At 73.3% G+C, this 26,855-nt stretch carries 32 protein-coding genes, 1 tRNA gene and 1 rRNA gene; 32 read left to right on the forward strand and 2 right to left on the reverse strand.

The window, feature by feature from the left end; genetic code table 11:
- Positions 1-152 precede the first annotated feature (152 nt).
- The 30 genes from rrf to RQG84_RS10295 all read left to right on the forward strand — a co-directional run bounded on the left by rrf (position 153) and on the right by RQG84_RS10295 (position 24,915).
- Positions 153-269: ribosomal RNA gene (gene rrf / locus RQG84_RS10150) — 5S ribosomal RNA — on the forward strand.
- A gap of 63 nt (positions 270-332) precedes the next feature.
- Entirely contained in the window at positions 333-1,295 is a 963-nt protein-coding gene (locus tag RQG84_RS10155; RefSeq protein ID WP_311209947.1) for a tetratricopeptide repeat protein, read from the forward strand.
- A 126-nt stretch (positions 1,296-1,421) separates the two neighbouring features.
- Positions 1,422-1,766 (forward strand): single-stranded DNA-binding protein, encoded by a 345-nt coding sequence (locus RQG84_RS10160; protein WP_311209948.1) that lies wholly within the window; start codon positions 1,422-1,424, stop codon positions 1,764-1,766.
- Between the two features lie 9 nt (positions 1,767-1,775).
- Positions 1,776-2,786 (forward strand): HAD-IIA family hydrolase, encoded by a 1,011-nt coding sequence (locus RQG84_RS10165; protein ID WP_311209949.1) that lies wholly within the window; start codon positions 1,776-1,778, stop codon positions 2,784-2,786.
- Positions 2,787-2,790: 4 nt separating this feature from the next.
- Positions 2,791-3,054 (forward strand): hypothetical protein, encoded by a 264-nt coding sequence (locus tag RQG84_RS10170; protein ID WP_311209950.1) that lies wholly within the window; start codon positions 2,791-2,793, stop codon positions 3,052-3,054.
- A complete protein-coding gene (locus RQG84_RS10175; RefSeq protein WP_311209951.1) occupies positions 3,051-3,890 on the forward strand; it encodes a TlyA family RNA methyltransferase in 840 nt (279 codons plus the stop codon). The genes RQG84_RS10170 and RQG84_RS10175 overlap by 4 nt, the downstream gene beginning before the upstream one ends.
- Positions 3,887-4,819, forward strand: coding sequence for an NAD kinase (locus RQG84_RS10180; RefSeq protein WP_311209952.1), 933 nt, complete (start codon positions 3,887-3,889; stop codon positions 4,817-4,819). The genes RQG84_RS10175 and RQG84_RS10180 overlap by 4 nt, the downstream gene beginning before the upstream one ends.
- Positions 4,819-6,504, forward strand: a complete 1,686-nt coding sequence (recN, locus tag RQG84_RS10185) for a DNA repair protein RecN (RefSeq protein ID WP_311209953.1) — start codon at positions 4,819-4,821, stop codon at positions 6,502-6,504. The genes RQG84_RS10180 and recN overlap by 1 nt, the downstream gene beginning before the upstream one ends.
- 79 nt (positions 6,505-6,583) lie before the next feature.
- Positions 6,584-7,765: a putative cytokinetic ring protein SteA gene (gene steA / locus RQG84_RS10190; RefSeq protein WP_056554771.1), complete on the forward strand. Its 1,182-nt coding sequence runs from the start codon at positions 6,584-6,586 to the stop codon at positions 7,763-7,765.
- Positions 7,766-8,614: a copper transporter gene (locus tag RQG84_RS10195; RefSeq protein ID WP_311209954.1), complete on the forward strand. Its 849-nt coding sequence runs from the start codon at positions 7,766-7,768 to the stop codon at positions 8,612-8,614.
- 159 nt (positions 8,615-8,773) lie between these two features.
- Positions 8,774-10,483 (forward strand): CTP synthase, encoded by a 1,710-nt coding sequence (locus RQG84_RS10200; protein WP_311209955.1) that lies wholly within the window; start codon positions 8,774-8,776, stop codon positions 10,481-10,483.
- 15 nt (positions 10,484-10,498) lie between these two features.
- Entirely contained in the window at positions 10,499-11,107 is a 609-nt protein-coding gene (locus tag RQG84_RS10205; RefSeq protein ID WP_311209956.1) for an NUDIX hydrolase, read from the forward strand.
- Between the two features lie 37 nt (positions 11,108-11,144).
- Positions 11,145-12,095: a site-specific tyrosine recombinase XerD gene (xerD, locus tag RQG84_RS10210; protein WP_311209957.1), complete on the forward strand. Its 951-nt coding sequence runs from the start codon at positions 11,145-11,147 to the stop codon at positions 12,093-12,095.
- A gap of 88 nt (positions 12,096-12,183) precedes the next feature.
- Positions 12,184-13,032: a ParA family protein gene (locus RQG84_RS10215; RefSeq protein ID WP_311209958.1), complete on the forward strand. Its 849-nt coding sequence runs from the start codon at positions 12,184-12,186 to the stop codon at positions 13,030-13,032.
- Positions 13,033-13,034: 2 nt separating this feature from the next.
- On the forward strand, positions 13,035-13,376 hold the full coding sequence (locus RQG84_RS10220; RefSeq protein ID WP_396135272.1) for a hypothetical protein: 342 nt from the start codon (positions 13,035-13,037) through the stop codon (positions 13,374-13,376).
- Entirely contained in the window at positions 13,373-14,269 is an 897-nt protein-coding gene (locus RQG84_RS10225) for a segregation/condensation protein A (protein WP_311209960.1), read from the forward strand. Before RQG84_RS10220 ends, RQG84_RS10225 begins: the two co-directional genes overlap by 4 nt.
- Positions 14,262-15,059 (forward strand): SMC-Scp complex subunit ScpB, encoded by a 798-nt coding sequence (gene scpB / locus RQG84_RS10230; protein WP_311209961.1) that lies wholly within the window; start codon positions 14,262-14,264, stop codon positions 15,057-15,059. Before RQG84_RS10225 ends, scpB begins: the two co-directional genes overlap by 8 nt.
- Positions 15,046-15,786: a pseudouridine synthase gene (locus RQG84_RS10235; protein WP_311209962.1), complete on the forward strand. Its 741-nt coding sequence runs from the start codon at positions 15,046-15,048 to the stop codon at positions 15,784-15,786. The genes scpB and RQG84_RS10235 overlap by 14 nt, the downstream gene beginning before the upstream one ends.
- The gene (locus RQG84_RS10240; RefSeq protein ID WP_311209963.1) at positions 15,783-16,835 is read left to right on the forward strand and encodes a prephenate dehydrogenase; all 1,053 of its coding nucleotides are present in this window, start codon (positions 15,783-15,785) and stop codon (positions 16,833-16,835) included. The genes RQG84_RS10235 and RQG84_RS10240 overlap by 4 nt, the downstream gene beginning before the upstream one ends.
- A 53-nt stretch (positions 16,836-16,888) precedes the next feature.
- Entirely contained in the window at positions 16,889-17,560 is a 672-nt protein-coding gene (gene cmk, locus RQG84_RS10245) for a (d)CMP kinase (RefSeq protein ID WP_055968417.1), read from the forward strand.
- The gene (locus tag RQG84_RS10250; protein ID WP_311209964.1) at positions 17,557-18,279 is read left to right on the forward strand and encodes a lysophospholipid acyltransferase family protein; all 723 of its coding nucleotides are present in this window, start codon (positions 17,557-17,559) and stop codon (positions 18,277-18,279) included. Before cmk ends, RQG84_RS10250 begins: the two co-directional genes overlap by 4 nt.
- Positions 18,272-19,624, forward strand: coding sequence for a ribosome biogenesis GTPase Der (der, locus tag RQG84_RS10255; RefSeq protein ID WP_055968413.1), 1,353 nt, complete (start codon positions 18,272-18,274; stop codon positions 19,622-19,624). The genes RQG84_RS10250 and der overlap by 8 nt, the downstream gene beginning before the upstream one ends.
- Positions 19,625-19,741: 117 nt before the next feature.
- Entirely contained in the window at positions 19,742-20,557 is an 816-nt protein-coding gene (locus tag RQG84_RS10260; protein WP_311210127.1) for a pseudouridine synthase, read from the forward strand.
- Positions 20,558-20,606: 49 nt separating this feature from the next.
- Positions 20,607-20,680: transfer RNA gene (locus RQG84_RS10265), tRNA-Pro, on the forward strand.
- Positions 20,681-20,998: 318 nt separating this feature from the next.
- A complete protein-coding gene (locus tag RQG84_RS10270; RefSeq protein WP_311209965.1) occupies positions 20,999-22,225 on the forward strand; it encodes an endonuclease/exonuclease/phosphatase family protein in 1,227 nt (408 codons plus the stop codon).
- A gap of 51 nt (positions 22,226-22,276) precedes the next feature.
- Positions 22,277-22,714 carry a MarR family transcriptional regulator gene (locus RQG84_RS10275; protein ID WP_311209966.1) on the forward strand — a complete coding sequence of 146 codons (438 nt, stop codon included), beginning with the start codon at positions 22,277-22,279 and terminating at the stop codon, positions 22,712-22,714.
- A gap of 4 nt (positions 22,715-22,718) precedes the next feature.
- Entirely contained in the window at positions 22,719-23,069 is a 351-nt protein-coding gene (locus RQG84_RS10280; protein WP_311209967.1) for a YnfA family protein, read from the forward strand.
- A 42-nt stretch (positions 23,070-23,111) separates the two neighbouring features.
- Positions 23,112-23,885 carry an inositol monophosphatase family protein gene (locus RQG84_RS10285; RefSeq protein WP_311209968.1) on the forward strand — a complete coding sequence of 258 codons (774 nt, stop codon included), beginning with the start codon at positions 23,112-23,114 and terminating at the stop codon, positions 23,883-23,885.
- Entirely contained in the window at positions 23,882-24,490 is a 609-nt protein-coding gene (locus RQG84_RS10290) for a TIGR00730 family Rossman fold protein (RefSeq protein ID WP_311209969.1), read from the forward strand. The genes RQG84_RS10285 and RQG84_RS10290 overlap by 4 nt, the downstream gene beginning before the upstream one ends.
- Positions 24,487-24,915, forward strand: a complete 429-nt coding sequence (locus RQG84_RS10295) for an NUDIX domain-containing protein (RefSeq protein ID WP_235492974.1) — start codon at positions 24,487-24,489, stop codon at positions 24,913-24,915. Before RQG84_RS10290 ends, RQG84_RS10295 begins: the two co-directional genes overlap by 4 nt.
- An 11-nt stretch (positions 24,916-24,926) precedes the next feature.
- Here the strand turns inward: RQG84_RS10295 and RQG84_RS10300 are convergent, their stop codons facing one another.
- The gene (locus tag RQG84_RS10300; protein ID WP_055968376.1) at positions 24,927-25,295 is read right to left on the reverse strand and encodes an RNA-binding S4 domain-containing protein; all 369 of its coding nucleotides are present in this window, start codon (positions 25,293-25,295) and stop codon (positions 24,927-24,929) included.
- A gap of 36 nt (positions 25,296-25,331) precedes the next feature.
- Between RQG84_RS10300 and RQG84_RS10305 the strand changes: the two genes are divergently transcribed.
- Entirely contained in the window at positions 25,332-25,604 is a 273-nt protein-coding gene (locus RQG84_RS10305; protein ID WP_055968374.1) for an RNA-binding S4 domain-containing protein, read from the forward strand.
- Positions 25,601-26,413: a fused MFS/spermidine synthase gene (locus tag RQG84_RS10310; RefSeq protein WP_311209970.1), complete on the forward strand. Its 813-nt coding sequence runs from the start codon at positions 25,601-25,603 to the stop codon at positions 26,411-26,413. Before RQG84_RS10305 ends, RQG84_RS10310 begins: the two co-directional genes overlap by 4 nt.
- A 15-nt stretch (positions 26,414-26,428) precedes the next feature.
- On the opposite strand, the gene RQG84_RS10315 is transcribed toward RQG84_RS10310, so the two are convergent.
- Positions 26,429-26,848, reverse strand: a complete 420-nt coding sequence (locus RQG84_RS10315; protein WP_311209971.1) for a hypothetical protein — start codon at positions 26,846-26,848, stop codon at positions 26,429-26,431.
- Positions 26,849-26,855 lie beyond the last annotated feature (7 nt).

Here is a 26,855-nt window from a genome sequence, read left to right on the forward strand (position 1 = left end):
GCAATGCATGGAGCTGACCGGTACTAATAGGCCGAGGGCTTGTTTCTTACAAGATTACTGCGCGTCCACTGTGAGGTTCCCGAGATATGAGTCGGGAACCAGTTGCGGCCCCCGCCGGGGTTGCACAGGTTTGATTGATATCTCCATAGAGTTTCGGCGGCCATGGCGAAGGGGAAATACCCGGTGACATTCCGAACCCGGAAGTCAAGCCCTTCAGCGCCGATGGTACTGCGTGGGAGACTGCGTGGGAGAGTAGGACGCCGCCGGACAATCATTAGCGCGAGGCCGCTCCCTTCAGGGAGCGGCCTCGCTGCATTTCAGCAGGAGTCGGAATGAGTGAGCAGAAGGGCCCCCGTGGTGGGGGCGCAGGTCGTGGAGACGGCCGACGTGGATCGACCGGTGGTCGAGGCGGATCGAGCGGTCGGCCCGGTGCCGGCGGTCGGTCGGGCTCGGGCGGCCGTGGTCGTGACGAGAGCCCCCGTGGTGGGCGTCCCGGACAGGGGCGTTCGGACGGAGGTCGGCGAGGCGACGGTGGGGGACGCCCGGAGCGTCGTGACACCCGGGGTCGACCCGGGACGGGCGGCACGGGCCGTCGTCCCGAGCGCGAGGAGCGCACGGTCGACCAGGTCGTCTACGACGGTCCGCCGATCCCGGACGACGTGTCGGCGACGGACCTGGACCGGTACGCCCGCGACCAGCTGCAGAACCTGCCGGCGAAGCTCGCCGACCGGGTCGCGCGCCACCTCGTGATGGCGGGGCTGCTCGTCGCCACTGACCCCGAGACGGCCTACAAGCACGCCCTCGCGGCGCGGGCCCGAGCGCAGCGCAACGGCCTCGTCCGTGAGGCGTGCGGCGAGACCGCGTACGCCGCCGGCAAGTTCGCCGAGGCGCTGTCGGAGCTGCGCGCTGCTCGACGCATGAACGGACAGCTGCTCTACGCGCCCATGATGGCCGACTGCGAGCGTGCCCTGGGACGACCGGAGAAGGCGCTGGCCTACGACACCCCGGACATCCGGGCCGCACTGGACGACGCCGGTGGCGTGGAGCTGACCATCGTGGTCGCGGGCGCCCGACGCGACCTGGGTCAGGTGGACGCTGCGCTCCGTCTGCTCGAGACCGAGTCGCTGAACAGCAAGAACCGCTCCGAGTGGGTCGCTCGCCTGCGCTACGCGTACGCGGACACGCTCCTGGCGGCCGGCCGCCAGGAGGAGGCCGTCGAGTGGTTCCACCGTGTGGTGGCGGTCGACGGCAACAAGATCACCGATGCCGAGGAGCGCCTCTCCGCGCTGTCGTGACCACTGCGCGCGAGCTCACCGCAGGGCCGGGCCGTCGTCCACAGGGACGACGTGCCCGGCCCCTCGTCGTCCACAGGGCTCGCCGGATGGCTGGGCTCGCGACGCCGACGCGGCCACGCTGGTGGGATGACTGAACCACAGCACCACAACCAGGTGGCCCTGACCGGTCGGGTCTCGGGGACCCCGGAGGCGCGCACGCTGCCGAGTGGCGACGAGATCGTCACCTTCCGCCTCGTCGTCCGTCGCACGAGGCCGCGGCGCGGCACGGCCCGGTCGGCGCAGACCGTCGACACCATCGAGTGCGTGGCCTGGACGTCGCGCCTGCGTCGGACCTGCGCGCGGCTGCCGGACGGCGCGGTCGTCTCGGTCACGGGCGAGCTGCGTCGCCGATTCCAGCGCGCGTCCGGCGGCGCCCAGAGCTGGTACGCCGTCGAGCTGACCACGTGCTCCCGGTCGCCGGCGGCTCAGTAGGCTCGTGCCATGCCGCTCCGGAGCACCGACGTCCCGCTCTGCGACCTGCACGACGTCGTGATGCTCGACCTCGACGGGGTGGTCTACGTGGGGGCCGACGCGGTCGACGGCGCTGCCGCGGCCCTGCAGTCGGCCGTCGAGCGGGGCCTCCGACCGGCCTACCTGACGAACAACGCGTCCCGGCCGGCCACCGTGGTGGCCGACCACCTGCGACGGATCGGCATGCCGGTCCCGGACGACGCCGACGTGGTCACGTCCGCACAGGCGGTGGCCCGTCTCATGGCCGCCGATCTCGCGCCGGGAGCACGGGTCCTCGTGGTCGGCGGCCCCGGGCTGAGGGAGTCGCTGGAGGCCGAGGGTCTGGTGCCGGTCGACGGTCCCGACGGCGAGCCGGTCGCCGTCGTCCAGGGGTTCCACCCCGACATCGGCTGGTCGGACCTCGCGGAGGTCGCCTACGCCGTCGGCCGAGGCCTGCCGTGGTACGCGAGCAACCGTGACCTCAGCATCCCCACGCCGCGCGGCACCGCGCCGGGCAACGGCTCGCTCGTGCAGGCGGTCGCCAACGCGACCGGCCTCGAACCGGTCGTCGCCGGCAAGCCCGAGCGGCCGCTGTTCGACGAGACGGTCCGGCGGACGGGGGCACGTCGACCCCTCATGGTCGGCGACCGGATCGACACCGACATCGACGGCGCCACGGCGCTCGACATCCCGTCTCTCGCCGTGCTCACCGGCGTCAGCGACCTCCAGGAGATCGCCGGTCTCAACCCACGACGTCGTCCCACCTACGTGGCGACGGACCTGCGGGGTCTCGTGGAGACCCACGAGCACGTGGCCGTCGACGGCGACGCGGCGCGGTGCGGTGAAGCCGCGGCCCGCCTCGAGGGCGACGTGATCCGGCTGACCGAGGGCGACCCCGCCGAGACCGCGTCGGTCCGCGCGCTCCTCGGGCTCGCCTGGGCGACGCGCGACACCCGAGGGAGCGACGCCGACCTCCGACTCGTCGACGGTCTGGGAGGATGACGAGGTGAGCGAGCACAGCGACCGCCCGACCGTCGCGTCCCACGGCGACGAGGCACCCGACGTCGATCCCGCCGGCGACCCGGTGGCGGACCTCGTCGCGCGGGCCCGCGAGGCGTGCTCCGGCCACCCCGAGCTCCTCGAGCAGCTGGACCGCCTCGACCGGCTCGACGAGGTCGAGCTGTCACGCCGGCCCGAGGTGCTCGACGCCGCGCATCGCACGCTGCGCGAGGTGCTCGCCGGCGCGGGACGGCCGGATCCGCGATCGTGACCCGCCGCGTCCGGCTCGACTCCGAGCTCGTGCGACGCGGCCTGGCCCGCTCCCGGGACCACGCGGCGCAGCTGATCGAGGACGGCCGCGTGCGCGTCGGCGGTCAGCGTGCCACGAAGCCGGCCACGCAGGTGGGCACGGACCAGCCCGTCGTGGTGAAGGACGGCGACGACGCCGGCTGGGCCTCCCGCGGCGCCCACAAGCTCCTGGGCGCGCTCGCGGTCTTCGAGCCCCGGGGGCTGCGGCTCGAAGGTCGCCGGTGCCTGGACGCCGGTGCCTCCACCGGCGGCTTCACCGACGTCCTCCTGCGACGTGGCGTCCGGGAGGTCGTGGCGGTCGACGTCGGCTACGGCCAGCTGATCTGGAGGCTGCGGGACGACCCACGGGTCCAGGTGCACGACCGCACCAACGTGCGCGCCCTGACCCGCGACGACATCGACGGCCCCGTCGACGTGGTCGTGTCGGACCTGTCGTTCATCTCCCTTACCGTGGTCATGCCCGCGCTGACCGCCGTGTGCGACGAGAAGGGTGACATCGTGCTGATGATCAAGCCGCAGTTCGAGGTCGGACGCGGGAACCTGGGCAAGAACGGCGTCGTCCGCGACCCGGACCTCCACGCCGACGCGGTGCTGCGCGTGAGCGCCTCGGCACGCGAGCAGGGGTGGGGAACGCAGGGGCTCGCCGCGAGCCCGCTGCCCGGTCCGGCCGGCAACGTCGAGTACTTCTGCTGGCTGCGGCACGACCCCGACGGTGACCCCCTCGAGCGTCGCGACGTCCTCGACGTGATCGGAACAGGGCCCCTGGGTGCCCGCCCCGACGAGGGAGGCCAGGCATGAGCGAGCGCCGCATCCTGCTCACCGTGCACACCGCCCGCGCCGAGGCCACCTCGCTCGCGGCCCGGTTGGCGACCGACCTGCGAGGAGCCGGGCTCGCCGTCTGCGTGCTGGACTCCGACCTCGAGGAGCTGCAGGCCGCCGGGATCGGGGAGGTCGGGGTGATCGCGGCCACCGAGGGCGCGGCGGCGGGGTGCGAGCTCGCGATCGTCCTGGGTGGTGACGGCACCATCCTGCGCGCCACCGAGATCTGCCGTGGCACCCTCACGCCCGTCCTGGGCGTGAACCTGGGCCACGTGGGCTTCCTGGCCGAGGCCGACGTCGAGGACCTCCAGGCCGTGGTGCAGGGCGTCGTCGATCGGTCCTACCGGGTCGAGGAACGTCTGACGGTGGAGGTCGAGGTCACGGTCGGGGGCGAGGTCGTGGCCACGAACTGGGCCCTCAACGAGGCCACCGTCGAGAAGGCCTCCCGGGAGCGCATGCTCGAGCTGGTCGTGGAGATCGACGACCGACCGGTCTCCCGGTGGGGGTGCGACGGCGTGGTCTGCGCGACCCCGACCGGCTCGACCGCCTACAACTTCAGCGCCGGGGGCCCCATCGTGTGGCCCGAGGTGGAGGCACTGCTGCTCGTGCCGATCAGCGCCCACGCCCTCTTCGCCCGCCCTCTCGTCGTCTCGCCCGCCTCGACCCTCGCGATCGAGGTCGTGGGGGAGACCACCGCGGGGGTGCTGTGGTGCGACGGCCGCCGCGCCGCCGACCTGCCGCAGGGCGCTCGGGTCGAGGTCCGCCGCAGCGGTACGCCGGCGCGCCTCGCCCGGCTGCACGAGGCGCCGTTCGCGGACCGGCTGGTGCGCAAGTTCGACCTCCCGGTCGCGGGCTGGCGCGGCGCCGCCGAGCAGCGCGGGGTCGAGCGACGGGGCGGGGGTCGCTGATGTGGCAGCACCTGCGGCTCAGCTCCCTCGGCGTCATCGAGTCCGCCGAGCTCGAGCTCGACTCCGGCTTCACCGTCATCACCGGTGAGACCGGCGCCGGCAAGACGATGGTCGTCACGGCACTCGGCCTGCTGCGTGGTGGTCGCGCCGACCTCGGGCTGGTGCGTCACGGAGAGCGTCAGGCGCGTGTCGAGGCGAGCGTGGAGGTCGCGCCCGGCTCCACGGTGGGGCGGATCGTCGACGACGCCGGGGGAGCGGTCGACGACGACGTGCTCGTGCTGGGTCGCGTGCTGTCGGCGCAGGGGCGGTCGCGGGCCTTCGCCGGCGGAGCGACCGTGCCTGCCGCCCTGCTGGCGGAGATCACCGACGAGCTGGTGGCGGTGCACGGGCAGTCGGACCAGCACCGCCTGCTGCGCGGACCGGCCCAGCGCGCGGCTCTGGACGCCTTCGCCGGCGAGCCGCTCGCGGACCTGCTCGCGGAGTACACCCCGCAGCACGCCCGGTTGAAGGCGGCGCACGCTCGGGTGCGCGAGCTCACGGAGCACGCCCAGGAGCGGGCTCGCGAGCTCGACCTCCTGCGCCACGGCCTCGCCGAGATCGAGGCGGTCGAGCCGCTCGAGGGTGAGAACGACCAGCTGGTGGCCGAGGAGGGGCGTCTCGCCCACGCCGAGGCGCTCGCCCGTGCCGCCCTCGCGGCGCACGAAGGTCTGGCAGGGGACCACGGGACGGCCGCGCGCGACGTCGTGGCCGTGGCCACGGCGGCCCTGCAGGACGTCGCCGGCCACGACTCGACGCTCGACGAGCTCACGACACGGCTGCGCGAGGTCGGCATCCTGCTCGACGAGGTGTCCGCCGACCTGAGTGCCTACGCCGACGGGGTGGAGGTCGACCCGGCGCGGCTCGCCGCGGTGCAGGAGCGCCGGGCGGCGATCGTCACCTTGCAGCGCAAGTACGGTCCGACCGTCGCCGACGTGCTCGCGTGGCAGCAGAAGGCCGCCGCGAGCGTGGAGGACCTGGACCACGACGACCAGGCCATCGCCGAGCTCGAGGACGAGATCGAGCGGCTGACCCCGCAGGTGCACGACCTGGCGCACCGGATGAGCGAGGTCCGGCGCGAGGCGGGGGAGCGACTCGGCGCCCTGGTGTGCGAGGAGCTCGCCCAGCTCGCCATGCCGTCGGCGCGGCTCGAGGTGGCGGTGCGCGTGGCCGACGACGCCGTCCTGTCCGCGCACGGTCTCGACGAGGTCGAGCTGCTGTTCGCCGCCAACAACGGCGCCGCGCCGCGGCCGCTCGCCAAGGGGGCCAGTGGCGGTGAGCTCTCGCGACTCATGCTGGCGCTCGAGGTGGTGCTCGCCGACCGGACCACGGTCCCCACACTCGTCTTCGACGAGGTCGACGCGGGCATCGGCGGCCGCGCCGCGGTCGAGGTGGGCCGCCGGCTGGCCCGTCTCTCGCGCGGCCCCCAGGTGCTCGCGGTCACCCACCTGCCCCAGGTGGCGGCCTTCGCCCACCACCACTTCCACGTGACCAAGGACGACGACGGCAACGTCACGTCCAGCAGCGTGGTGCGTCTGGACGGTCAGGCGCGCGTCGACGAGCTCGCCCGGATGCTGGCCGGCCAGGACGACTCCGAGGCCGCCCAGGCCCACGCACGCGAGCTGCTGGACCTGGCGCAGCAGCAGTAGCCGGAGCGGAGGCGGGTCGGGGACGCGCCGGGCCCGCGCTGCGCGGCCGAGGCGGATCCCCGTGCCACGATGGACGACGATGTCTCGACGAACCCGCCCCTCCGAAGGTGCAGCCGACGACACGACCGACGACATCGTCGGCGTCGTGCGCTTCGCCCGCACCGGTGACGCCTCCTCCAAGGCGCTGCGCGACGGCGACATCGCCGTCGTCGACCTTCCCGACCTCGACCGCGGCCAGGCCGAGGCGCTGGTGGCACGCAACGTCCGCGCGGTCCTCAACGCGGCGGAGTCCTCGACCGGCCGCTTCCCGAACCTCGGCCCCCAGGTCCTGGCCGACGCCGGCGTCACCCTCATCGACCACGTGGGCGCCGGCATCTGGTCGCGTCTGCGCAGCGGCGACACGGTGCGGATCGCGGACGGCAAGGTCTTCAAGGACGAGGTGCTCGTCGCGCAGGGCCACATGGTCGACGACGCGACCCGCTCCCAGCGGCTCGGCGTCGCCGAGCGCGACCTCGCCACCCGCCTGGGGTCCCTCACCGCCAACGCCTCGGACCACCTCGAGCGCGAGCGCGAGCTGCTGCTCGAGGGTGCGCGCATCCCGCGACTCCCGACCCGCCTGCGCGGTCGACCGGTCGTGGTGGTCTCGCGCACCTACGGATGGCAGGACGACCTCAAGCGGATCCGACGCTGGATCAGGGACTCCGGCGCCGTCGTCGTCGGCGTGACGGCGGGAGCCGACGCGTTGATCGACGCCAAGATCACTCCCGACGTCGTCATCGGCCACCTCGACGACCTCTCCGACCGGGCCCTGCGCAGCGGGGCCGACGTCGTGGTCGTGACGTCCTCGGGACGCAGCGAGGGGCACGAGCGGTTCGAGCGAGCCGGTGTGGACGTCGCGACGTTCACCGCCTCGGGGGCGCCGAGCGACCTCGCGATCCTGCTGGCCGACTCCAACGACGCACCCGTCATCGTCGAGGTCGGCGCACCTCGCGGGCTGGTGGAGTTCCTCGAGCGGGGCACCGCCGAGGTCGCCAGCTCGTTCGTCACCCGGCTGCGCGCGGCGAGCACGCTCGTCGACGCGCGTGCCGTGGCCCACTTCACCCGACGCACCATGCCCGCCTGGCCCGTGCTGCTCGTCCTGGTCGCGGGGGTGCTGGCCGTCGTCGCGGCGATCGGCGTCACCCCGACCGGTCGCGACTGGTACGACGCGCTGGGCGACAGCCTGGGCGATCTCCGAACCTGGCTCGAAGGACTGCTGTAGATGATCACCTTCCGGTACCACCTCGTCTCCATCGCGGCCGTGCTCCTCGCACTGGCCGCCGGTGTCGCACTCGGAGCGGGCGTGCTCGACGAGTCGCTCTCGGCACCCGAGGACGGCAGCGCGAGCACCGGCGGCGACGCCGCGCTGGCCTCCTTCGAGGACGGCTACGCGGCCCGGACCTCGTCCGGCCTCATCGACGGATCGCTGGACGACCGTTCGGTGGTCGTGCTGACGCTGCCCGGCGCACGTGACGACGAGGTCGCCGGTGTGCGCCGTGACCTCGAGCGGGCCGGTGCCACGGTGACCGGGACCGTGGGCCTGACCGCCAAGCTCATCGACCCGGGCAACCGCCAGTTCGCCGAGAGCGTCGCCGGGGAGGCGGCCCCCGACGCCAGCGGCGAGGGGTACACGCGAGTGGGCGCAGCGCTCGGCAGCTCGGTGCTGGGCGATGCCGGCGGCGAGCTCGACGAGACGGCGCGCACCGTGGCGTCCGCCTTCGACGAAGGTGGACTCACGGCCGCCGAGGAGGCGCCCGACACCTTCGCCGACCTGGCCGTCGTCGTCACCGGTCCGTCGCGCGTCGGTGACGCCGCCGAGGTCCTGTCGGGACTGGTCCGCTCGATCGCCGGCTCCGGTTCCGGTGCCCTCGTCGCGGGCCCGTCGTCGGCGAGCCGCGAGGGCGGGGCCGTCGACGTGGTGCGGCGGGAGGCCTCGCAGGTCTCCACCATCGACGTGATCGACTCCGCGGCCGGGCGCGCGGTCACGGCTCTCGCGCTGGCGCGGGCCGCCGACGGCGAGACGGGCTCCTGGGGCACGTCGCGCAGCAACGACGGACCCGTCCCCGAGTAGCACGGACCCGCGCGGCGCGTCGCGCCCGGGCTGGTCACGGGCGGGGTCGGGAGCGGCTACACTGGAATCCCGTGGAGCAGTGACGGCCCCGGCCGGCCCGCACGGATCGTCCGACACCCTCGCTGCGCCGCATCCAGGCCCACGACCACGGGAGTCACCTTGCAGGGCAGCGCCGTCACCAAGCACGTCTTCGTCACCGGCGGGGTCGCCTCCTCGCTCGGCAAGGGGCTCACCGCCTCGTCGCTCGGACGACTGCTGAAGTCCCGCGGTCTGCGGGTCACGATGCAGAAGCTCGACCCCTACCTCAACGTCGATCCCGGGACGATGAACCCGTTCCAGCACGGCGAGGTGTTCGTCACCGACGACGGAGCCGAGACCGACCTCGACATCGGCCACTACGAGCGGTTCCTCGACGAGGACCTCGTGGGTCGCGCGAACGTGACCACCGGGCAGGTGTACTCCGAGGTCATCGCCCGGGAGCGCCGCGGCGACTACCTCGGCGACACCGTGCAGGTCATCCCGCACATCACGAACGAGATCAAGGACCGGATGCTCGCCATGGGCGGGCCCGACGTCGACGTCGTGATCCACGAGATCGGCGGCACGGTCGGCGACATCGAGAGCCAGCCGTTCCTGGAGTCGGCCCGCCAGGTGCGCCACGAGATCGGCCGCGGGCACGTGTTCTTCCTGCACGTGTCGCTGGTGCCGTTCATCGGCCCGTCCGGTGAGCTGAAGACCAAGCCCACGCAGCACTCGGTCGCGGCGCTGCGCTCCATCGGCATCCAGCCCGACGCCATCGTCTGCCGCTCCGACCGCGAGATCCCCGAGTCGGTCAAGCGCAAGATCTCGCTCATGTGCGACGTCGACACCGAGGCCGTCGTCACCGCGAGCGACGCCCCGTCGATCTACGACATCCCCAAGGTGGTGCACCGCGAGGGGCTCGACGCCTACGTCGTGCGCCGTCTCGACCTGCCGTTCCGCGACGTCGACTGGACCGAGTGGGACGCGCTGCTGCGCCGGGTCCACCAGCCCGCCGACGAGGTGACCATCGCGCTGGTCGGCAAGTACGTCGACCTGCCCGACGCCTACCTCTCGGTGGCGGAGGCGCTGCGGGCCGGTGGCTTCGCCAACGACGCGAAGGTGAACCTGCGCTGGGTGCCGTCCGACGAGTGCGCGACCGAGTCGGGTGCGGCGCGGCACCTCGGCGACGTCGACGGCATCTGCGTGCCCGGCGGCTTCGGCATCCGTGGCATCGAGGGCAAGATCGGTGCGCTGCACCTCGCCCGGACCCGCGGCATCCCGACCCTCGGCCTGTGCCTGGGCCTGCAGTGCATCGTGATCGAGCACGCCCGGAACGTGGCCGGCATCCCCGGGGCGAGCTCCACCGAGTTCGACCCCGACGCGAGCGACCCGGTGATCGCCACCATGGCCGAGCAGCACGCGTTCGTCGAGGGCGCCGGCGACCTGGGCGGCACCATGCGGCTCGGCCTGTACGAGGCCGCCCTGGCGCCCGGCAGCATCGTGGCGGGCGTCTACGGCGCCGACAAGGTCGAGGAGCGCCACCGGCACCGCTACGAGGTCAACAACGGCTACCGCGAGCAGCTCGAGCAGTCCGGACTGGTCTTCAGCGGCACCTCGCCCGACGGCACGCTCGTGGAGTTCGTCGAGCTGCCGGCCGACGTGCACCCGTTCTACGTCGCCACGCAGGCGCACCCCGAGCTGCGCTCGCGTCCCACCCGCCCGCACCCGCTCTTCGCCGGTCTCGTGAAGGCCGCGCTCCGCCGCCAGCGCGAGACCCGGCTGCCCGTCGACGTGCCGGTCACGGCCGGCGAGGTGGCCGCGGCCGACCCGGACCTCCCGACGGACTGACGAGGTGACCACGTCGTGAGCCCGCATCCCACGCTGCCCGGCGAGGTCGTGGCCGACGTCGCGGACCGGGCCGCGTCCTGGCCGGTCACGTCGTCGCGCGAGGTCTTCGCGAGCGGCTACCTGGGCGTCGACGTCGACGTCATCCGGGACCCGCGGGGCGAGGAGCACCACCGGGTGGTCGTGCGCCCGCACGGTGCCGTCGGTGTCCTGGCGATCGACGACGACGACCGCGTGCTGCTCGTGGGGCAGTACCGGCACCCGGTGCAGCAGCGTGTGCTCGAGCTGCCCGCCGGCACCCTCGACGTGGCGGGGGAGCAGGCCCAGGAGGCGGCGGCGCGCGAGCTCGCCGAGGAGGCCGACGTGACGGCCGAGCACTGGGCCTCGCTGCTCACGCTGCTGGCGAGCCCCGGCTACTCCAGCGAGGCGTTCGAGGTGTTCCGTGCGACCGGTCTGCGTCCGGTCCCCGACGACGAACGCACGGAGCGTCTGGCGGAGGAGGCCGACATGCAGCAGTGGTGGGTCCCCTTCGAGACGGTGGTCTCCGCGGTGCTGGACGGCCGCGTCCGCGACGCGATGACCTGCGCCGGGGTGCTCGCCGAGCTGGCCCACCGCCGGGCCCGGTGAGTGACGCCCGGTGAGTGAGGCCCGATGAGGAGGCCCCATGAGTGAGGGGGCGGCGACCGGCCCCGGCGACCTCGACCGGGCCGTCCTCGACTACCTCGGTCACCTCGGCGTCGAGCGGGGCCTGGCCACGAACACGCTCGGCAGCTACCGCCGCGACCTGCGGCGGTACCGCGAGCACCTCCACGGTGCCGACGTCCACGACGTCGCCGACGTCACCGAGACCGACGTGCTGGCCTTCCTGGCGGCCCTGCGCACCGGGAACGACGAGCACCCGCCCCTGGGCGCCTCCAGCGCGGCGCGCGCCGTGGTGGCCGTCCGGGGGTTCCACAAGTTCTGCCTGCGTGAGCAGCTGGTGGCGCAGGACGTCACGGCCGCGGTCAAGCCGCCGCGACCGGCCTCCAGGCTTCCCAAGGCGCTCCCGCTGGCCGACGTCGAGGCGATCCTCGAGGCCTCCGGTGCGGCGGGCACCGGCCTGGCCAAGCGCGACCGAGCCCTGCTCGAGGTCCTGTACGGGACCGGAGCCCGCATCTCCGAGGCCGTCGGTCTCGACGTCGACGACGTCGACCTCGAGGAGGGCACCGCCCTCCTGCGCGGCAAGGGTGGCAAGCAGCGGCTCGTGCCCGTCGGATCCTTCGCCAGAGGTGCGATCACCGACTACCTGACCGTGGCGCGGCCGGGGCTCGTCTCGGTGACGGGCACCGGTGGCGCCGCCCTGTTCCTCAACGCGCGCGGTGGACGGCTGAGCCGGCAGAGCGCCTGGACGGTCCTGGTGCGCGCCGCACGCGCGGCCGGCGTCGGGGTCGACGTCTCGCCGCACACCCTGCGCCACTCCTTCGCCACCCACCTGCTCGACGGGGGCGCCGACGTGCGCGTGGTGCAGGAGCTGCTCGGGCACGCCTCGGTGACGACCACGCAGATCTACACGCTCGTGACGGTCGACCGGCTGCGCGAGGTCTACGCGACGTCGCACCCCAGAGCTGGTTACTGAGTGCCGGCTGCCGAGAGCCACCCACGGATCGCGATACAGTGACACGACGATCGCCGGGCAGGCGACCAACGCGGCGTGAAGGAGACAGATGAGCGACGACCTCGGGCCCACCGGACGCCCACGACCGGACTTCCCCGAGCCGTCCCCCCGCCGCGGTGGGCAGCCTGCGCAGATCATCGCGATGTGCAACCAGAAGGGCGGCGTGGGCAAGACCACGACCACCATCAACCTGGGCGCCGCCCTCGTCGAGGCCGGCCGACGGGTGCTGCTGCTCGACTTCGACCCGCAGGGGTCGCTCACCGTCGGGCTCGGCTTCAACGCCCACGAGCTCGAGCAGTCGATCTACCACGTGCTGATGGACCGCGAGCTCACGCTCAAGGACATCGTCCTCGAGACCGCGGTGCCCGGCCTCGACCTCGTCCCGGCCAACATCGACCTCTCGGCCGCCGAGATGCGCCTGGTGACCGAGGTCGGTCGTGAGCAGGTGCTCGCCCGTGCGCTGCACCCCGTGCTGCACGACTACGACGTGGTCCTCATCGACTGCCAGCCGTCGCTCGGCCTGCTCACGGTGAACGCCCTCACGGCGGCCGACGGCGTGATCATCCCGCTCGAGTGCGAGTACTTCGCGCTCCGGGGTGTGGCGCTGCTCAAGGAGACCATCGAGAAGGTGCGCGACCGCACGAACTTCGACCTCGAGATCATCGGTCTGCTCGGCACCATGTACGACGGGCGCACCCTCCACGGCCGCGAGGTGCTGCAGACGCTCGTGCAGGGGTGGGGCGACCTGGTCTTCCACACCGTCATCCGGCGCACGGTCAAGTTCTCCGACGCCACGGTCGCGGGCCTGCCGATCACCGAGTTCGCGGGCGGGTCTCCGGGTGCCGCGTCGTACCGCCAGCTGGCCCAGGAGGTGCTGCATCGATGCCCCGACGCGTGAGCATGCCCGGGGCGGACGAGCTGTTCCGCCCCACCGCCCCCGCGTCCCAGGCCCGCAAGCCCACCGGCGGCGGTGCGGACGGCACGCCAGCACAGGGGCGGGACGACGCGTCGCAGGCCGCGCCGCGTGACAGCGGGCGGGTCAAGCACGACGAGAAGATGACGGTGTACGTGACGTCGGCCGAGCTGCTGGCGATCGAGCAGGCGCGGCTCGGGCTGCGCGGCACCGTGGGGCGCAACGTCGACCGCGGCCGACTCGTGCGCGCCGCCATCGCGCTGGCCCTGGAGGACCTCGAGCTCCGGGGCGAGGAGAGCGACCTCGCCCGTCGCCTCGGCTCCGCATGAGCCTGCCGGTCGACGAGGCCGGCCTCGACACGGTCGGCACGGTCGGGGGCGGCACGGACGGGGTCGACGAGGGGAAGGGCTTCCACGTCGACGTCGGGGTCTTCGAGGGACCGTTCGACCTCCTGCTCTCGCTCATCTCCAAGCACCAGCTCGACATCACCGAGGTCGCGCTCTCGACCGTGACGTCCGAGTTCATCGGCTACGTGCGCGAGCTGGGCGGCGACCTCGAGCAGACCACGCAGTTCCTGGTGGTCGCCGCGACGCTGCTCGACCTCAAGACCGCTCGGCTCCTGCCCCAGGCCGACGTGGAGGACGAGGAGGACCTCGCCCTGCTGGAGGCGCGCGACCTGCTGTTCGCCCGCCTCATGCAGTACCGGGCCTTCAAGCAGGTGGCGCGGTTCGTCGCGGACCGGCTGGCCACCGAGGGGCGCCGCCACCCCCGCCAGGTCGGTCTCGAGCCGCGCTTCGCGGCGCTGCTGCCCGAGGTGATCGTGTCCGTCGGGCCGGACGAGCTGGCCGCCCTGGCCGCGCGGGCGCTCGAGCCGAGGCCCGAACCGATGGTCTCGCTCGCCCACCTGCACGCGCCGACCGTGAGCGTGCGCGAGCAGGCCCACCTCGTGGTCGACCGGCTGCGCCGCGAGCGGAGCACCACCTTCCGAGCGCTGACGGCCGACGCCGACCTGATGACCACCGTGGCGCGCTTCCTCGCCCTGCTGGAGCTGTTCCGCGAGGGTGTGGTCGGCTTCGAGCAGGCCACCCCGCTCGGCGACCTGCACCTGCGCTGGACCGGCACCGACGACGCGGACGTCGACATCGACGTCGGCGACGAGTTCGACGGCGGCCCGGTCGAGGAGGCCACCGTACCGACCACCCCGGAGGACGACGATGTCTGAGGACACGACCGAGATCCCGCTGGAGACCTCCACGCAGGACGGGACCGACGACGGGGGCCGTGGGGCGGCAGAGCCTGGGGCACCGGCCTCGGACCCGTCGCTGCCCCGTGGCCCGCACGAGCTGGAGCTCGAGCTGCTGGAGCTGCGACCTGCGCTGGAGGCCGTGCTCATGGTCGCCGACCAGCCACTCGACCACCTCACGCTCGCGCAGGCCGTCGGCCACCCGCCGGCTGAGGTCGAGGCGGCGCTGGGGGCGCTCGCCGCGGAGTACGACGAGCAGGCGCGCGGCTTCGAGCTGCGCAACGTCGGCGGAGGGTGGCGCTACTTCACCCGTGAGACGTTCGCCCCCGCCGTGGAGCGCTTCGTGCTCGACGGCCAGCAGGCCAGGCTCACCCAGGCAGCGCTCGAGACCCTGGCCGTGGTGGCGTACCGGCAGCCGATCAGCCGGTCGCGCATCTCGGCGATCCGCGGCGTGAACGTCGACGGCGTGGTCCGCACCCTCGTGACGCGCGGACTGCTCGAGGAGGCCGGCACCGACAGCGAGAGCGGCGCCTTCCTCTACCGCACGACCAGCTACTTCCTCGAGCGGATGGGGCTGGCCTCCCTCGCCGAGCTCCCCGACATCGCGCCCATGCTGCCCGAGATCGAGGAGATGGACGACGAGGTCGTTTCCGTGACGGCCCCTGCGGACGCTCCTGGACCCGAGGACGCGATCGACGACCCGCAGCCCGAGGAGCAGGACGGCGTGCCCGCCCCCGGGTCCGACGAGGTGCCGCATGACCAGCGGTGAGGTCGAGGGCGTGCGCCTGCAGAAGGTGCTCGCGCAGGCCGGCGTGGGGAGTCGGCGTCGCTGCGAGGAGCTCATGGCCACCGGCCGGGTGGAGGTCAACGGCGAGGTCGTGACGCAGATGGGGGTCCGCGTCGACCCGCTCGCCGACGTGGTGCGCGTCGACGGCCGACGCATCCCTCCGCCGTCGGACCACGTGTACCTCGTGCTCAACAAGCCGCGCGGCGTCGTCTCGAGCATGGCCGACGAGCAGGGCCGCCGGGACCTCACGGAGTTCGTGGCCGGCCGCGAGGAACGCCTGTTCCACGTCGGCCGCCTCGACACGGACACGTCGGGGCTGCTCCTGCTGACCAACGACGGCGACCTCGCCCACCGGCTGGCCCACCCCTCGTTCGAGATCACCAAGACCTACGTGGCCCTCGTCGAGGGTGCCGTGGGTGACGCGGTGGGTCGGAGCCTGCGCGCCGGGGTGGAGCTCGACGACGGTCCGGCCTCGGTCGACCGCTTCGTGGTGAAGGATCGCGGCCGGGGCCGTTCGCTCGTGGAGCTCGACCTGCACATGGGACGCAACCGCATCGTGCGGCGGCTGCTCGACGCCGTCGGGCACCCGGTCGTGGAGCTCACGCGGACCAGCTTCGGACCGGTGCGTCTGGGCGGTCTGTCGGTCGGTCGGTCGCGCGAGCTGTCACGCGAGGAGCTGGGGGACCTCTTCGATAGCGTGGCCCCATGACGTCGCTGCCCCCCACCCTGGTCGTGGGCTGTGGCCTCATCGGCACCTCCGTGGCTCTCGCGCTGCGTGAGCACGGGATCGACGTGCACCTCACCGACCGCGACCCCGAGCACGTCGCAGCCGCCGTCGAGCGCGGTGCAGGCAGTCCGGAGCCCGTGCGTGACCCCGCCCTCGTGGTCGTGGCCGTGCCGCCAGGTGCCACCGCGGCCGCGGTCCGCGAGGCGCTCGAGACCTTCCCCGAGGCCGTGGTCACCGACGTGGCGAGCGTCAAGGGCAGCGTCGTCCGCGCGCTCGACCGGACGGGTGGGATCGACCGCTACGTCGGGAGCCACCCGATGGCCGGCAGCGAACGGTCCGGTCCGCTGGCCGCCTCGGCGCGGCTCTTCGAGGGCCGTCCGTGGGTGATCACCCCCGTCGACGGCGCGAGCGACGCCGCCGTCCGGCTGGTCGAGGAGGTCGCCGTCATGCTCGGTGCGGTCCCGATCGTCATGGAGGCCGACGCCCACGACCGTGCGGTCGCGCTCGTCTCGCACGTGCCGCAGGTGCTGTCGACGCTGGCGGCGGCACGCCTCGTCGACGCGCCGCCGGCTCACCTGGCACTCGCCGGCCAGGGGCTGCGCGACGTGACCCGCATCGCCGGCAGCGACCCCGCGCTGTGGCGCGACATCATCTCCACGAACGCCGCCGAGATCGGCCAGGTCCTCGGTGCCGTGCGCGACGACCTCGACGCCATGATCGCGGCGCTGCACGACCGCGACGCCGTCGGCACGGTGCTCGAGGCCGGTCGTGCCGGGACCCGGTCCATCCCCGGCAAGCACGGCGGGGATCCCGTCGAGCTCGTCGTGGTCAACGTCCAGATCCCCGACACGCCGGGGGCGCTGTCACGGCTCTTCGCGCACGTGGGGGAGTCGGGCGTCAACATCGAGGACCTGCGCATCGACCACGAGCTCGGTCGTCCGGTCGGCCTCGTCGAGATCTCCGTCGCGGCCGACCGGGCCGGCACCCTGGTGGAGCGCCTCGCCGACCAGGGCTGGTCGGCCTACCGTTGACCCGTCCCACCTCGTCCCTCACCCCGTACCAGCACCCCAAGGAGTCACCCCCTGTGAGCAGCACCCTCGTCGTCGCCGTCGACGGACCGTCCGGCTCGGGCAAGTCGAGCACCGCGCGGGGAGTCGCGACGCGGCTGTCGCTGGCCTACCTCGACACCGGGGCGATGTACCGCGCCGTCACGTGGGCGCTGCTCCAGCGCGGCACCGACCTCGGCGACCCCGACGCCATCGCCCGCGACGCGGCCGACGTCCAGATCGTCTCGGGGACCGACCCGCAGGCCCCCACCATCACGGCCGACGGGACCGACGTGTCGCAGGCCATCCGCGAGGACGACGTCACGGCGCACGTGAGTCCCGTCGCGGCAGTGCCGCAGGTGCGGACGCTCCTCGTCGAGCTGCAGCGCCGGGTCATCGCGTCGGCGGACCAGGGCATCGTCGTCGAGGGACGCGACATCGGTTCCACCGTCGCGCCCGATGCGGCCGTGAAGGTCTACCTGGTGGCCGACGCCGAGGCACGGGCGGCCCGCAGGGCCGCGGAGCGCGGCGGCGCGGACCAGGAGGCCACGGCCGCCTCGCTCGCGGCCCGCGACCGGATCGACTCCACGCGCGCCACGTCGCCCCTGACCCGCGCCGACGGCGCCGTCCAGATCGACGGCACCCACCTGAGCCTGGAGGAGGTCGTCGACGCCGTCGCCGCCCTGGTGGAGGAGGCCCGGACGGCGTGACCGAGCACCTCCTCTCCGCAGCGCGGGGGAGTCGCCCTCCACAGGGCCTCCCGGAGACCGGGCTGCGGTTGCTCCGACCGCTCGCGCGGCGGTACCTGGACCGCCGGTGGGACGTGCGTCAGCGCGGTGAGCACCGGGTGCCCGACGACGGTCCCGTGATCTACGCGAGCAACCACATCGGGTGGCTCGACGGTCCGCTGCTCATCCTGTGCACCCCCAGGCCGGCCCACGCGCTGGTGAAGGTCGAGGCGTTCGAAGGTCGAACCGGACGCCTGCTGCGGTTCGCCGGGCAGATCCCGCTGGACCGGTTCCGACGCGACGTCGGGGCCCTGCGGACCGCGGCGGACGCGCTCGCGAGCGGCCAGTCGGTCGTCGTGTACCCCGAGGGCCTGCGCGGGGCCGGTGACGTGGCCCGGACGAAGGACGGCGTCGCCTGGCTCGCGATGGTGAGCGGCGCCCCGGTGGTGCCGGTCGCGATCTTCGGCACCCGAGCCCCGGGTGAGCCCTCCGAGAGCAGGCCCGAGCGTGGTTCTCGCATCGATGTCGTCTACGGTGAACCCTTACGGATCACGCCCGTCCCGTGGCCCCGCACGCGGGCCCACGTGGCCGAGGTCGGGCGTCGGATCACCGAGCACCTGCGGCACCACGTCGAGTGGGCCGCGGCCACCGGGCACCTGCAGCTGCCCGGCCCCCTGCCCCGAGGAAGTACCGATGTCTGACACCCCCGCCCGCGAGCCGGTCGACCCCGCTCTGCCCGTCCTCGCGATCATCGGCCGTCCGAACGTCGGCAAGTCGACCCTCGTCAACCGCATCATCGGACGCCGCGAGGCCGTCGTCGAGGACGTCCCGGGCGTCACCCGCGACCGTGTGCCGTACGACGCGGAGTGGAACGGCAAGGCCTTCACGGTCGTCGACACCGGCGGCTGGGACCCCGACGCACGCGGACTCGCCGAGCGCATCGCCGCCCAGGCCGAGGTGGCCGTCCAGGCCGCCGACGCCGTGCTGTTCGTCGTCGACGCCACGGTCGGCATCACCGACGCCGACGCGGCCGTCGTCAAGATCCTGCGGGCGGCCAAGAAGCCCGTCGTGCTCGCGGCGAACAAGGTCGACGACCAGCGCAGCGAGCTCGAGGCCGCATCGCTCTGGAACCTCGGCCTGGGCGAGCCCTACCCCGTCTCGGCCCTGCACGGCCGTGGCAGCGGCGACATGCTCGACGCCATCCTGGCCGTCCTGCCCGACGCGCCGCCGGACCGCGATCCCGAGCTCGGTGGCCCGCGGCGCGTCGCGATCGTCGGCAAGCCCAACGTCGGCAAGTCCAGCCTGCTGAACCAGCTGGCGGGGGAGTACCGCGTCGTCGTGGACGACGCGTCGGGCACCACGGTCGACCCGGTCGACGAGCTCGTCGAGCTGGGCGGTCGCGAGTGGCGCTTCATCGACACTGCCGGCATCCGCCGTCGGGTCCGCGAGGCCTCCGGACACGAGTACTACGCCAGCCTGCGCACGTCCACCGCGGTGGAGCGCGCCGAGGTGGCCGTCGTGATCGTCGACGCCAGCCAGCCGTTCACCGAGCAGGACATCCGCATCGTCACGTCGGTGGCGGAGACCGGCCGGGCCCTCGTCGTGGCCTTCAACAAGTGGGACCTCGTCGACGAGGAGCGGCGCTACTACCTGGAGCGCGAGATCGAGCGTGAGCTCGTGCAGGTGCAGTGGGCGCCGCGGATCAACTTCGCGGCCCGCACGGGCTGGCACGTCGACCGTCTGGTGCGGGCGCTCGACGCCGCGCTGGAGGGGTGGGAGACCCGCATCGGCACCGGTGCGCTGAACGCGTTCCTCGGCCGCCTCGTGGCCGAGCACCCGCACCCGGTGCGCGGTGGCAAGCAGGCCAAGATCCTGTTCGGCACCCAGGCGTCGACGGCGCCGCCCACGTTCGTCCTCTTCACGTCCGGCAAGCTCGAGGCCGGCTACCTCCGGTTCGTCGAGCGTCGTCTGCGCGAGGAGTTCGGGTTCGTCGGCACGCCCATCCACATCCAGCAGCGTCCCCGCGAGAAGCGCGGCAGGCGCTGACCCGAGGTGCCGCCGCGCTCACCCCTGCCGCCACGCCACGGGCTCGGTGCGGCCTGGGTGCGCACGCCCGACCACGACCGCACCCGTCCGGCGCCCGCGCCGACGCTGGGTGCGTGGCTGCGCGACAGGCTGCCCGAGCGGGTCGACGTCGGCGGCATGCTTGCCGCGGGCCGATTCGTGCTGGGCGACGGCACGCCGCTCGTCGGTGACGAGCCCTACCGCCCGCACACGTTCGTCTGGTTCCACCGCGACCTGCGCGACGAGCCCGAGGTGCCTGGCGAGATGCCGGTGCTCCACGAGGACGACCGGCTGCTCGTGGTCGACAAGCCGGCCTTCCTCGCCACGATCCCGCGCGGGCGCCACGTGCGCCAGAGCGTCGTGGTCCGACTGCGCGACCAGCTCGGCCTGCCCGAGCTGACGCCAGCGCACCGGCTGGACCGCGTGACGTCCGGGGTCCTGGTGCTGGTCAAGGACCGGCGCTGGCGGGGTGCCTACCAGTCGCTGTTCGCGCGCCGGGAGGTGCAGAAGACCTACCTGGCGCTCGCGCGGCACGACCCCGGGCTCACGCTCCCGCTGACCGTGAGCAACCACGTGCGCAAGGATCGCGGCACCCTGCGTGCCGAGGTCGTCCCCGACGCCGCGGTGAACGCGGTGACCCACGTCGACCTCGACGAGGTCCGCGGCGGGCTCGCGGTCTACCGCCTGAGCCCGGCCACGGGACGCACCCACCAGCTGCGCCTGCACCTGTGCGGGCTGGGTGTCCCGATCGTCGGCGACCCGCTCTACCCCGAGGTGCTCGACCTGCCCGTCGACGACATGAGCACGCCGTTGCAGCTCCTCGCCCACACGCTGTCCTTCGTCGACCCGGTCGACGAGCGGCCACGGACCTTCACGAGTCAGCGGAGCCTGCCGCTGACCGTCGACGACCGATGACCTCGCGCCGGTGCGCGGTGCGGCGTGGGGTAGGGTTGCGGAGGTTCATCGGGCTGTAGCGCAGCTTGGTAGCGCACCTGACTGGGGGTCAGGGGGTCGCAGGTTCAAATCCTGTCAGCCCGACCGAGGAAACCGCAGGTCAGAGGCCGTTCCCGCTCGTCGCGGGGGCGGCCTCTGCCTCGTTCTCGGCCCGTTCCTGCGCCGGCGCGACTCCTCGCAGCGACGTCGTCCCCGCGGGGTCCCGGAGGGCCCGTGGAAGACGCCAGCGGCCGGGACGACTTCCTCGACGGGTGAGCCGCGCCGCGTGGGTGGCGCCGCGCGCCTGGGTCGTGGGAGCCGATCGGAAAAGTGACGAAAGTCCTTCGGAGGCCGGGACCATCGCCTAGGCTCGCACCGACGTCGTGCTGGGAGGCACTGGGAGAGGCGTCACGGGAGATCATCGTGTGGAGTCGTGTCAGCGCTGCCGTCGTGGGAGCCGTGCTCGTCGTGGGACTGTTCGGCGCACCCGCGGAGGCGGCCGCCAAGCCGTCGAAGGTCGGGCTCATCACCTTCACGGGTGCGAGCCTCAGCGGGACCAAGGCGTCGCTCTCGCTGCGCTGGCCCGCGGCCCGCAACGCCAGGTCGTACGAGCTGTTCATCTCGCCGTCCTACAGCGGCGTGCTGAAGGCCAAGGTCTACAAGCGCACCAGCAAGACGTCGATCACCCTCGCCGGACTGAAGCGGGGCGCGACGTACTTCATCACCGTCCGCGGCGTGAACGGCTCGAGGAAGGGCGCCCGCGCCTCGCGGGTGGGACGGACGACCATCGTCTCGCAGGGATCCGGTGCCCACGCGCCTCGGAGCGTGACGACGTGGAACCTGTGCACGGAGAAGTCGGGCTGCGTCTCCGGCGGCGGAGCGTGGTCTCGTCGCCAGGCGGCCTTCCAGGCCTTCGTGAAGGCCCGCAGGCCCTCCGTGCTCGCCCTCCAGGAGTCCAAGGTGCTCGCCTCCGGACGTCCGACCGCCGTGCCCGACTACACCCGCGCGGCCTACTACTCGAGCAAGTCCCTGTTCCTGGACTCCTCCGTCTACGGCGTGGTGACCAAGGGCGACACCACCCGCGACGAGATCGACGGCACCCTGCGCGAGTGCCGCGAGGCCGACGACGGACGGTACGGCTGCTTCTCGCTCGGCGGAGGCAAGTACGCGGTGTGGGCCGAGGTCGAGGACCTGGCCACGGGCCAGCACGTGGTCTACGTGAGCGTGCACCTCACGAGCGGCAAGAGCGACGCGGCAGCGAGGACGCGCCGGACCGAGGTGACCAGGCTGGTCGACGCGGTCGCGAAGGCCAACCCCGACGGTCTGCCCGTCGTGCTGGCCGGTGACTGGAACAGCCACCGCAACCGGTCGAACGACTGGCAGGCGTCGGTGCTCCGCGCAGCGGGGTACCGCGACGCCTTCGACCTCGCCCGCAGCGTGGGCCGTCAGCACCACAACAGCTACAACGACTGGGAGACCTCCCCGACCACGTCGGTGACCTGGGGCGACCACGTCGACAAGGTGTGGGTCGTGCCCGGCAGGTCGGTCGTGAGCCGCTGGGAGAACGCCGCGCCGATGGCGGGCACTCGCTACGCCGCGCCGCTGGTCTCCGACCACAACCCGGTGCTGGTGCGCGTCTCGCTCGACTGACGGAGCGCGCGCACCGCCCATATTGCATCGTCCGCGATGTAATCTGGCTCGATGACCGATCCCACGGTGTCCGACCTGCTCTGCTTCGACCTGTACTCCACCTCGCGCCAGATGACGGCCGCGTACCGGCCCATCCTGGACGAGCACCACCTGACGTACCCCCAGTACCTGGTCCTGCTGGCGCTGTGGGAGCGGGACGGACAGAGCGTCAAGGACTTGGCGGCGCGCCTGCACCTCGACTACGGCACGCTGTCGCCGCTGGTGAAGCGGCTGGAGGCGCACGGACGGGTGGTGCGCGCGCGCAACCCCGCCGACGAGCGGTCCACCCTCGTCACCCTCACCGACGAGGGCGCCGCGCTGAGGCCCCTCGCTGCGCGCATCTACGCCCACGGCGCCGAGATCCTCGACATGAGCGAGGCCGACCTCGTGACGCTGCGGCGGCTCGTCGGCACCGTGCGGGAGCGCCTGAGCGCGGCCGCGGGAGCCTGAGCGCATGGAGCCCGAGCGCGTCGACCTCGTCCGGTCCGTCGTCCTCTTCGTCCTGGCCGCCGTCGCCGAGATCGGCGGAGCGTGGCTGGTCTGGCAAGGCGTCCGGGAGAACCGCGGTCTGCTGTGGATCGGCGCCGGCTTCGTCGCGCTCGGCATCTACGGCCTGGTGGCGACCCTGCAGCCGGACGCGAACTTCGGGCGGATCCTGGCCGCGTACGGCGGTGTGTTCGTGGTGGGGTCGCTGCTGTGGGGCATGCTCGTCGACGGCTTCCGGCCCGACCGCTGGGATCTCATCGGCGCCGCCGTCTGTCTCGTGGGGGTCGCGGTGATCATGTACGCACCCCGCGAAGGCTGACCCGAGCCGCGTCCGGGCGGCGTCGGACGGCAGGATGGTCGCGTGAGTGAACTCGCCGCCGATGCAGACCTCGCTGTCAGGCTCGTCACGGAGGCCGCCGCGCTGGCCGCCCGGATGCGGGCGGGCTCCGACCTCGACGTGCGCAGCAAGACCTCCGTCTCCGACGTCGTCACGGCGGCCGACCACGCCGCCGAGGCGCTCGTCGTCGAGGCGCTGCGGGCGGAGCGGCCGGACGACGGGCTGCTGGGCGAGGAGGGCACGGACGAGACCGGTTCGTCCGGCCGCCGCTGGGTGATCGATCCCGTGGACGGCACCTACAACTTCGCCAGTGGATCGGACTACTGGTGCTCCGCCGTCGCCCTCGTCGACGGGGACGAGCTGCTCCTCGGAGCCGTGGCCCACGCGCGGGACGGGGTGCTCGTCGGGGGTCCCGGGACGCCCACCACCTGGAACGGTCGCGAGGTCGGACCCGTCGCCGACGACGAGATCCGCCTGGTCGGCGCGGCCACCTACCTGCACCCGGGCAACGTGGGCGACGCGCACGTGCGCGATCCGTTCCTGCGCGCCGCGGCGCTCCCGGCCACCCTGCGCATGCACGGCTCGGGGTCGATGGACCTCGTCGGCGTGGTGACCGGACGACTCGGGGCCTGGTTCCAGCACAGCACCCCCGCGTGGGACTGGCTGCCCGGTGCCGCGCTCGTCAGGGGAGCCGGTGGCGTGGCGGAGCAGGTGGCGGTCGACGGGCTCACCTGGTCGGTGGCCGGTGGGCGCCGGAGCGTGACCGCCCTCCGAGACGCGCTGGAGGCGGCGCCGTGACGGCCGGGGTCCGCGCGGTGCGAGCCGTCGCGGTGTTCTGCGGGTCCAGCCTCGGGTCCGACGCGGCGTACGGCGACGCGGCCGCCCAGGTGGGCCGCACGCTCGCCGAGCGCGACGTCACGGTGGTCTACGGCGGTGGCCGGGTGGGACTCATGGGGGTCGTGGCCGACGCCGCGCTGGCCGCCGGTGGTCGGGTGGTCGGCGTCATCCCGCAGTCGCTGCACGCGCGAGAGCTCGCGCACACGGGCGTCACCGAGCTGCACGTCGTCGAGACGATGCACGAGCGCAAGCTGCGGATGTCCGAGCTGGCCGACGCGTTCCTCGCCCTCCCCGGCGGCGCCGGCACGCTCGAGGAGATCGCCGAGCAGTGGACGTGGGCCCAGCTCACCATCCACGCGAAGCGGTGCGGCTTCCTCGACGTCAACGGCTTCTGGTCCCCGATCCGCCTGATGCTCGACCGGATGGTCGCCGAAGGCTTCGTCCGCCCGGAGCAGCAGGACATCGTCGACGTCGACGACGACCTGGAGCGCCTGCTCGCCCGCCTCGCCGAGCCGCCGGGCTGGACCGACAAGTGGGGCGGCGCGCTGCCGACCCCGACGCCGTGAGCGACCTGTCCCCGTCACCGCCCGACCGACCCGTCATCGAGGTGGTCGCGGCGCTCGTGAGCGGTCCGGACGGTCGTACCCTGCTCGTGCGCAAGCGCGGCACGGGTCTGTTCATGAACCCGGGCGGCAAGCCCGAGCCGGGTGAGGCGCACGTGGCGGCACTGCGCCGCGAGCTGGCCGAGGAGCTGGGGCTCGACGTGGCCGCCGGCGACCTCGTTCCCCTCGCCACGATCCGCACCGTGGCGGCCAACGAGCCCGGTCACGACCTCCTCGCGCACTGCTTCACGCTGCGTCTGGACGATCCTCGGCACGCTGCGGCCGCAGAGATCGAGGAGGCGCGGTGGGTCGACCCCGCCGACCCGGACGTCGCGCTCGCTCCCTTGGCCTCGGACCACCTGCTGCCGTGGCTGGTCCGGGGGCTCTGAGCCGGTCGGTCTCACCGGCCCCGGAAGCGGTCCATCTCGCGGCGTTCACGCTTGGTCGGGCGACCGGCCCCTCGCTCACGTCGGGGCATCACGAGGCGTTCCTCGCGGGGCGGAGGGGGAGGCGAGTGGTCGGTGTAGCACTCGACGGCGACGGCCGCACCGACCCGCTTGAGCAGCACTCTGCGGACCACGACGACACGGGGACCGCCGGGCGTGGTGGCCTCGACGCGGTCACCGACGTGCACGGCCTGCGACGGCTTGGCGCGCTTGCCGTTGACGTGCACCTGGCCGCCCTTGCAGGCGGTCGTGGCGGCCGACCGCGAGCCGAACAGCCGCACCGACCACACCCACACGTCGGCGCGCACGCTCGTCGGCTCCACCCGTCCAGCGTAGATCCCGGGATCTACGCTGGAGCCATGACACGACCCGACGAGGCGGAGACCATCGAGATCACCGGCGAGATGATCCGGCTCGGGCAGCTGCTGAAGTTCGCCGACGTCGCCGAGTCGGGGGCCCAGGCCGGTGAGCTGGTCGCCTCGGGCGACGTGCGCGTCGACGGCGAGGTCGAGACCCGGCGCGGACGTCAGCTGCACGCCGGTTCGGTGGTGACGATCGCGACCCCGCAGGGGGCGCGGGTGCTGCGTGTCGAGACGGGCTCCGGCGACGGCGACGTCGACGTGCCCTGGTGAGCCGCACCGTGGAGGTCGTCGCCGACCGGGACCGACCCGGCGCCGCCACCGTGCGCGTCGACGGCACGGAGCAGTCGTACGTCGACCTGGACGATCCCACCCGCCTGGAGTTCGACTACGTGCGTCGCATGGCCGACGTCGTCGACACCTCGTGGCCGGCCGGCGAGCAGGTGCGCTCGCTGCACGTCGGGGGAGCGGGCATGACGCTCGCGCGGTACGTGGCCGCCACCCGCCCCCGCTCGCGCCAGCTGGTCCTCGAGCCCGACGCCGCCCTCACCGAGCTGGTGCGCCGTGAGCTTCCGCTGCCCGAGCGCAGCGGCATCCGCGTGCGGCCGCAGGACGGTCGCACCGGCGTGGCCAGCCTGCGCGACGAGGCGTACGACCTGGTGGTCGTGGACGCCTTCGACGGTGCGCGCGTGCCCGCCGACCTGGTGACCCGCGAGTGGTACGCCGACGTCGCGCGCGTGGCGGGCTCCGGCGGGATCGTCCTGCTGAACCTCGCCGACCGGACGCCGTTCGGCTTCGTGCGCAACGCGCTGCGGGCGATCGAGACGTCGCTCCCGCACCTGCTCGTGAGCGCCGAGCCGGCCACCCTGAAGGGACGACGCCACGGCAACGTGCTGGTGGTCGCGTCCCGGTCCCCGGTCGACCCGGGCCCGCTCTCGCGCCGTGCGGCCAGCTCGCCGTTCCCCTACCGCGTCCTCGACACTGCGCAGGTCCGGGACAGGCTCGCCGGGGGAGAGGCCTTCACCGACGAGCGCACCGAGCCCTCACCCGCACCGCCCGGCGGGGCGACGTTCTTCTCCTGACGCCCCGAGGAGTGCTCAGACGAGCCGCTCGCGCCACGCAGCGGGATCGCCCACCTGGAAGGCGGCGGCGTCGCCGAGCCCTTCGCGCTCCCACGTGACCACCAGCAGGTCCTGGCCGGACGAGCGGCCCATGAACGTCCGCGAGACGGACGCGGACGTGACGGTGTCCCGCGGGACCACCACGTCGCGGCCGGCCACCAGGGTGACGAACGCCAGGTGCTCGGGCCCGAGCAGCAGCGAGCCGATGCCACGGACCTGGGTCTGACGGTCCGACGCCACGGCGAAGAGGACGGCCTGCTCCGCGTGCTCGGGGCGGAGCTCGGCCACCCGTCGCCGGTGCTGGCGGCGCAGACGCACCACGCGGACGACGGCAGCCGCGACCAGCAGCAGGACGAGACCCGCCACCAGCCCGAGCACCGTCAGCAGGACGTCCATGCCGGCC

This window comes from Aeromicrobium sp. WCS2018Hpa-31, assembly GCF_031843905.1.
Taxonomy (GTDB): domain Bacteria; phylum Actinomycetota; class Actinomycetes; order Propionibacteriales; family Nocardioidaceae; genus Aeromicrobium.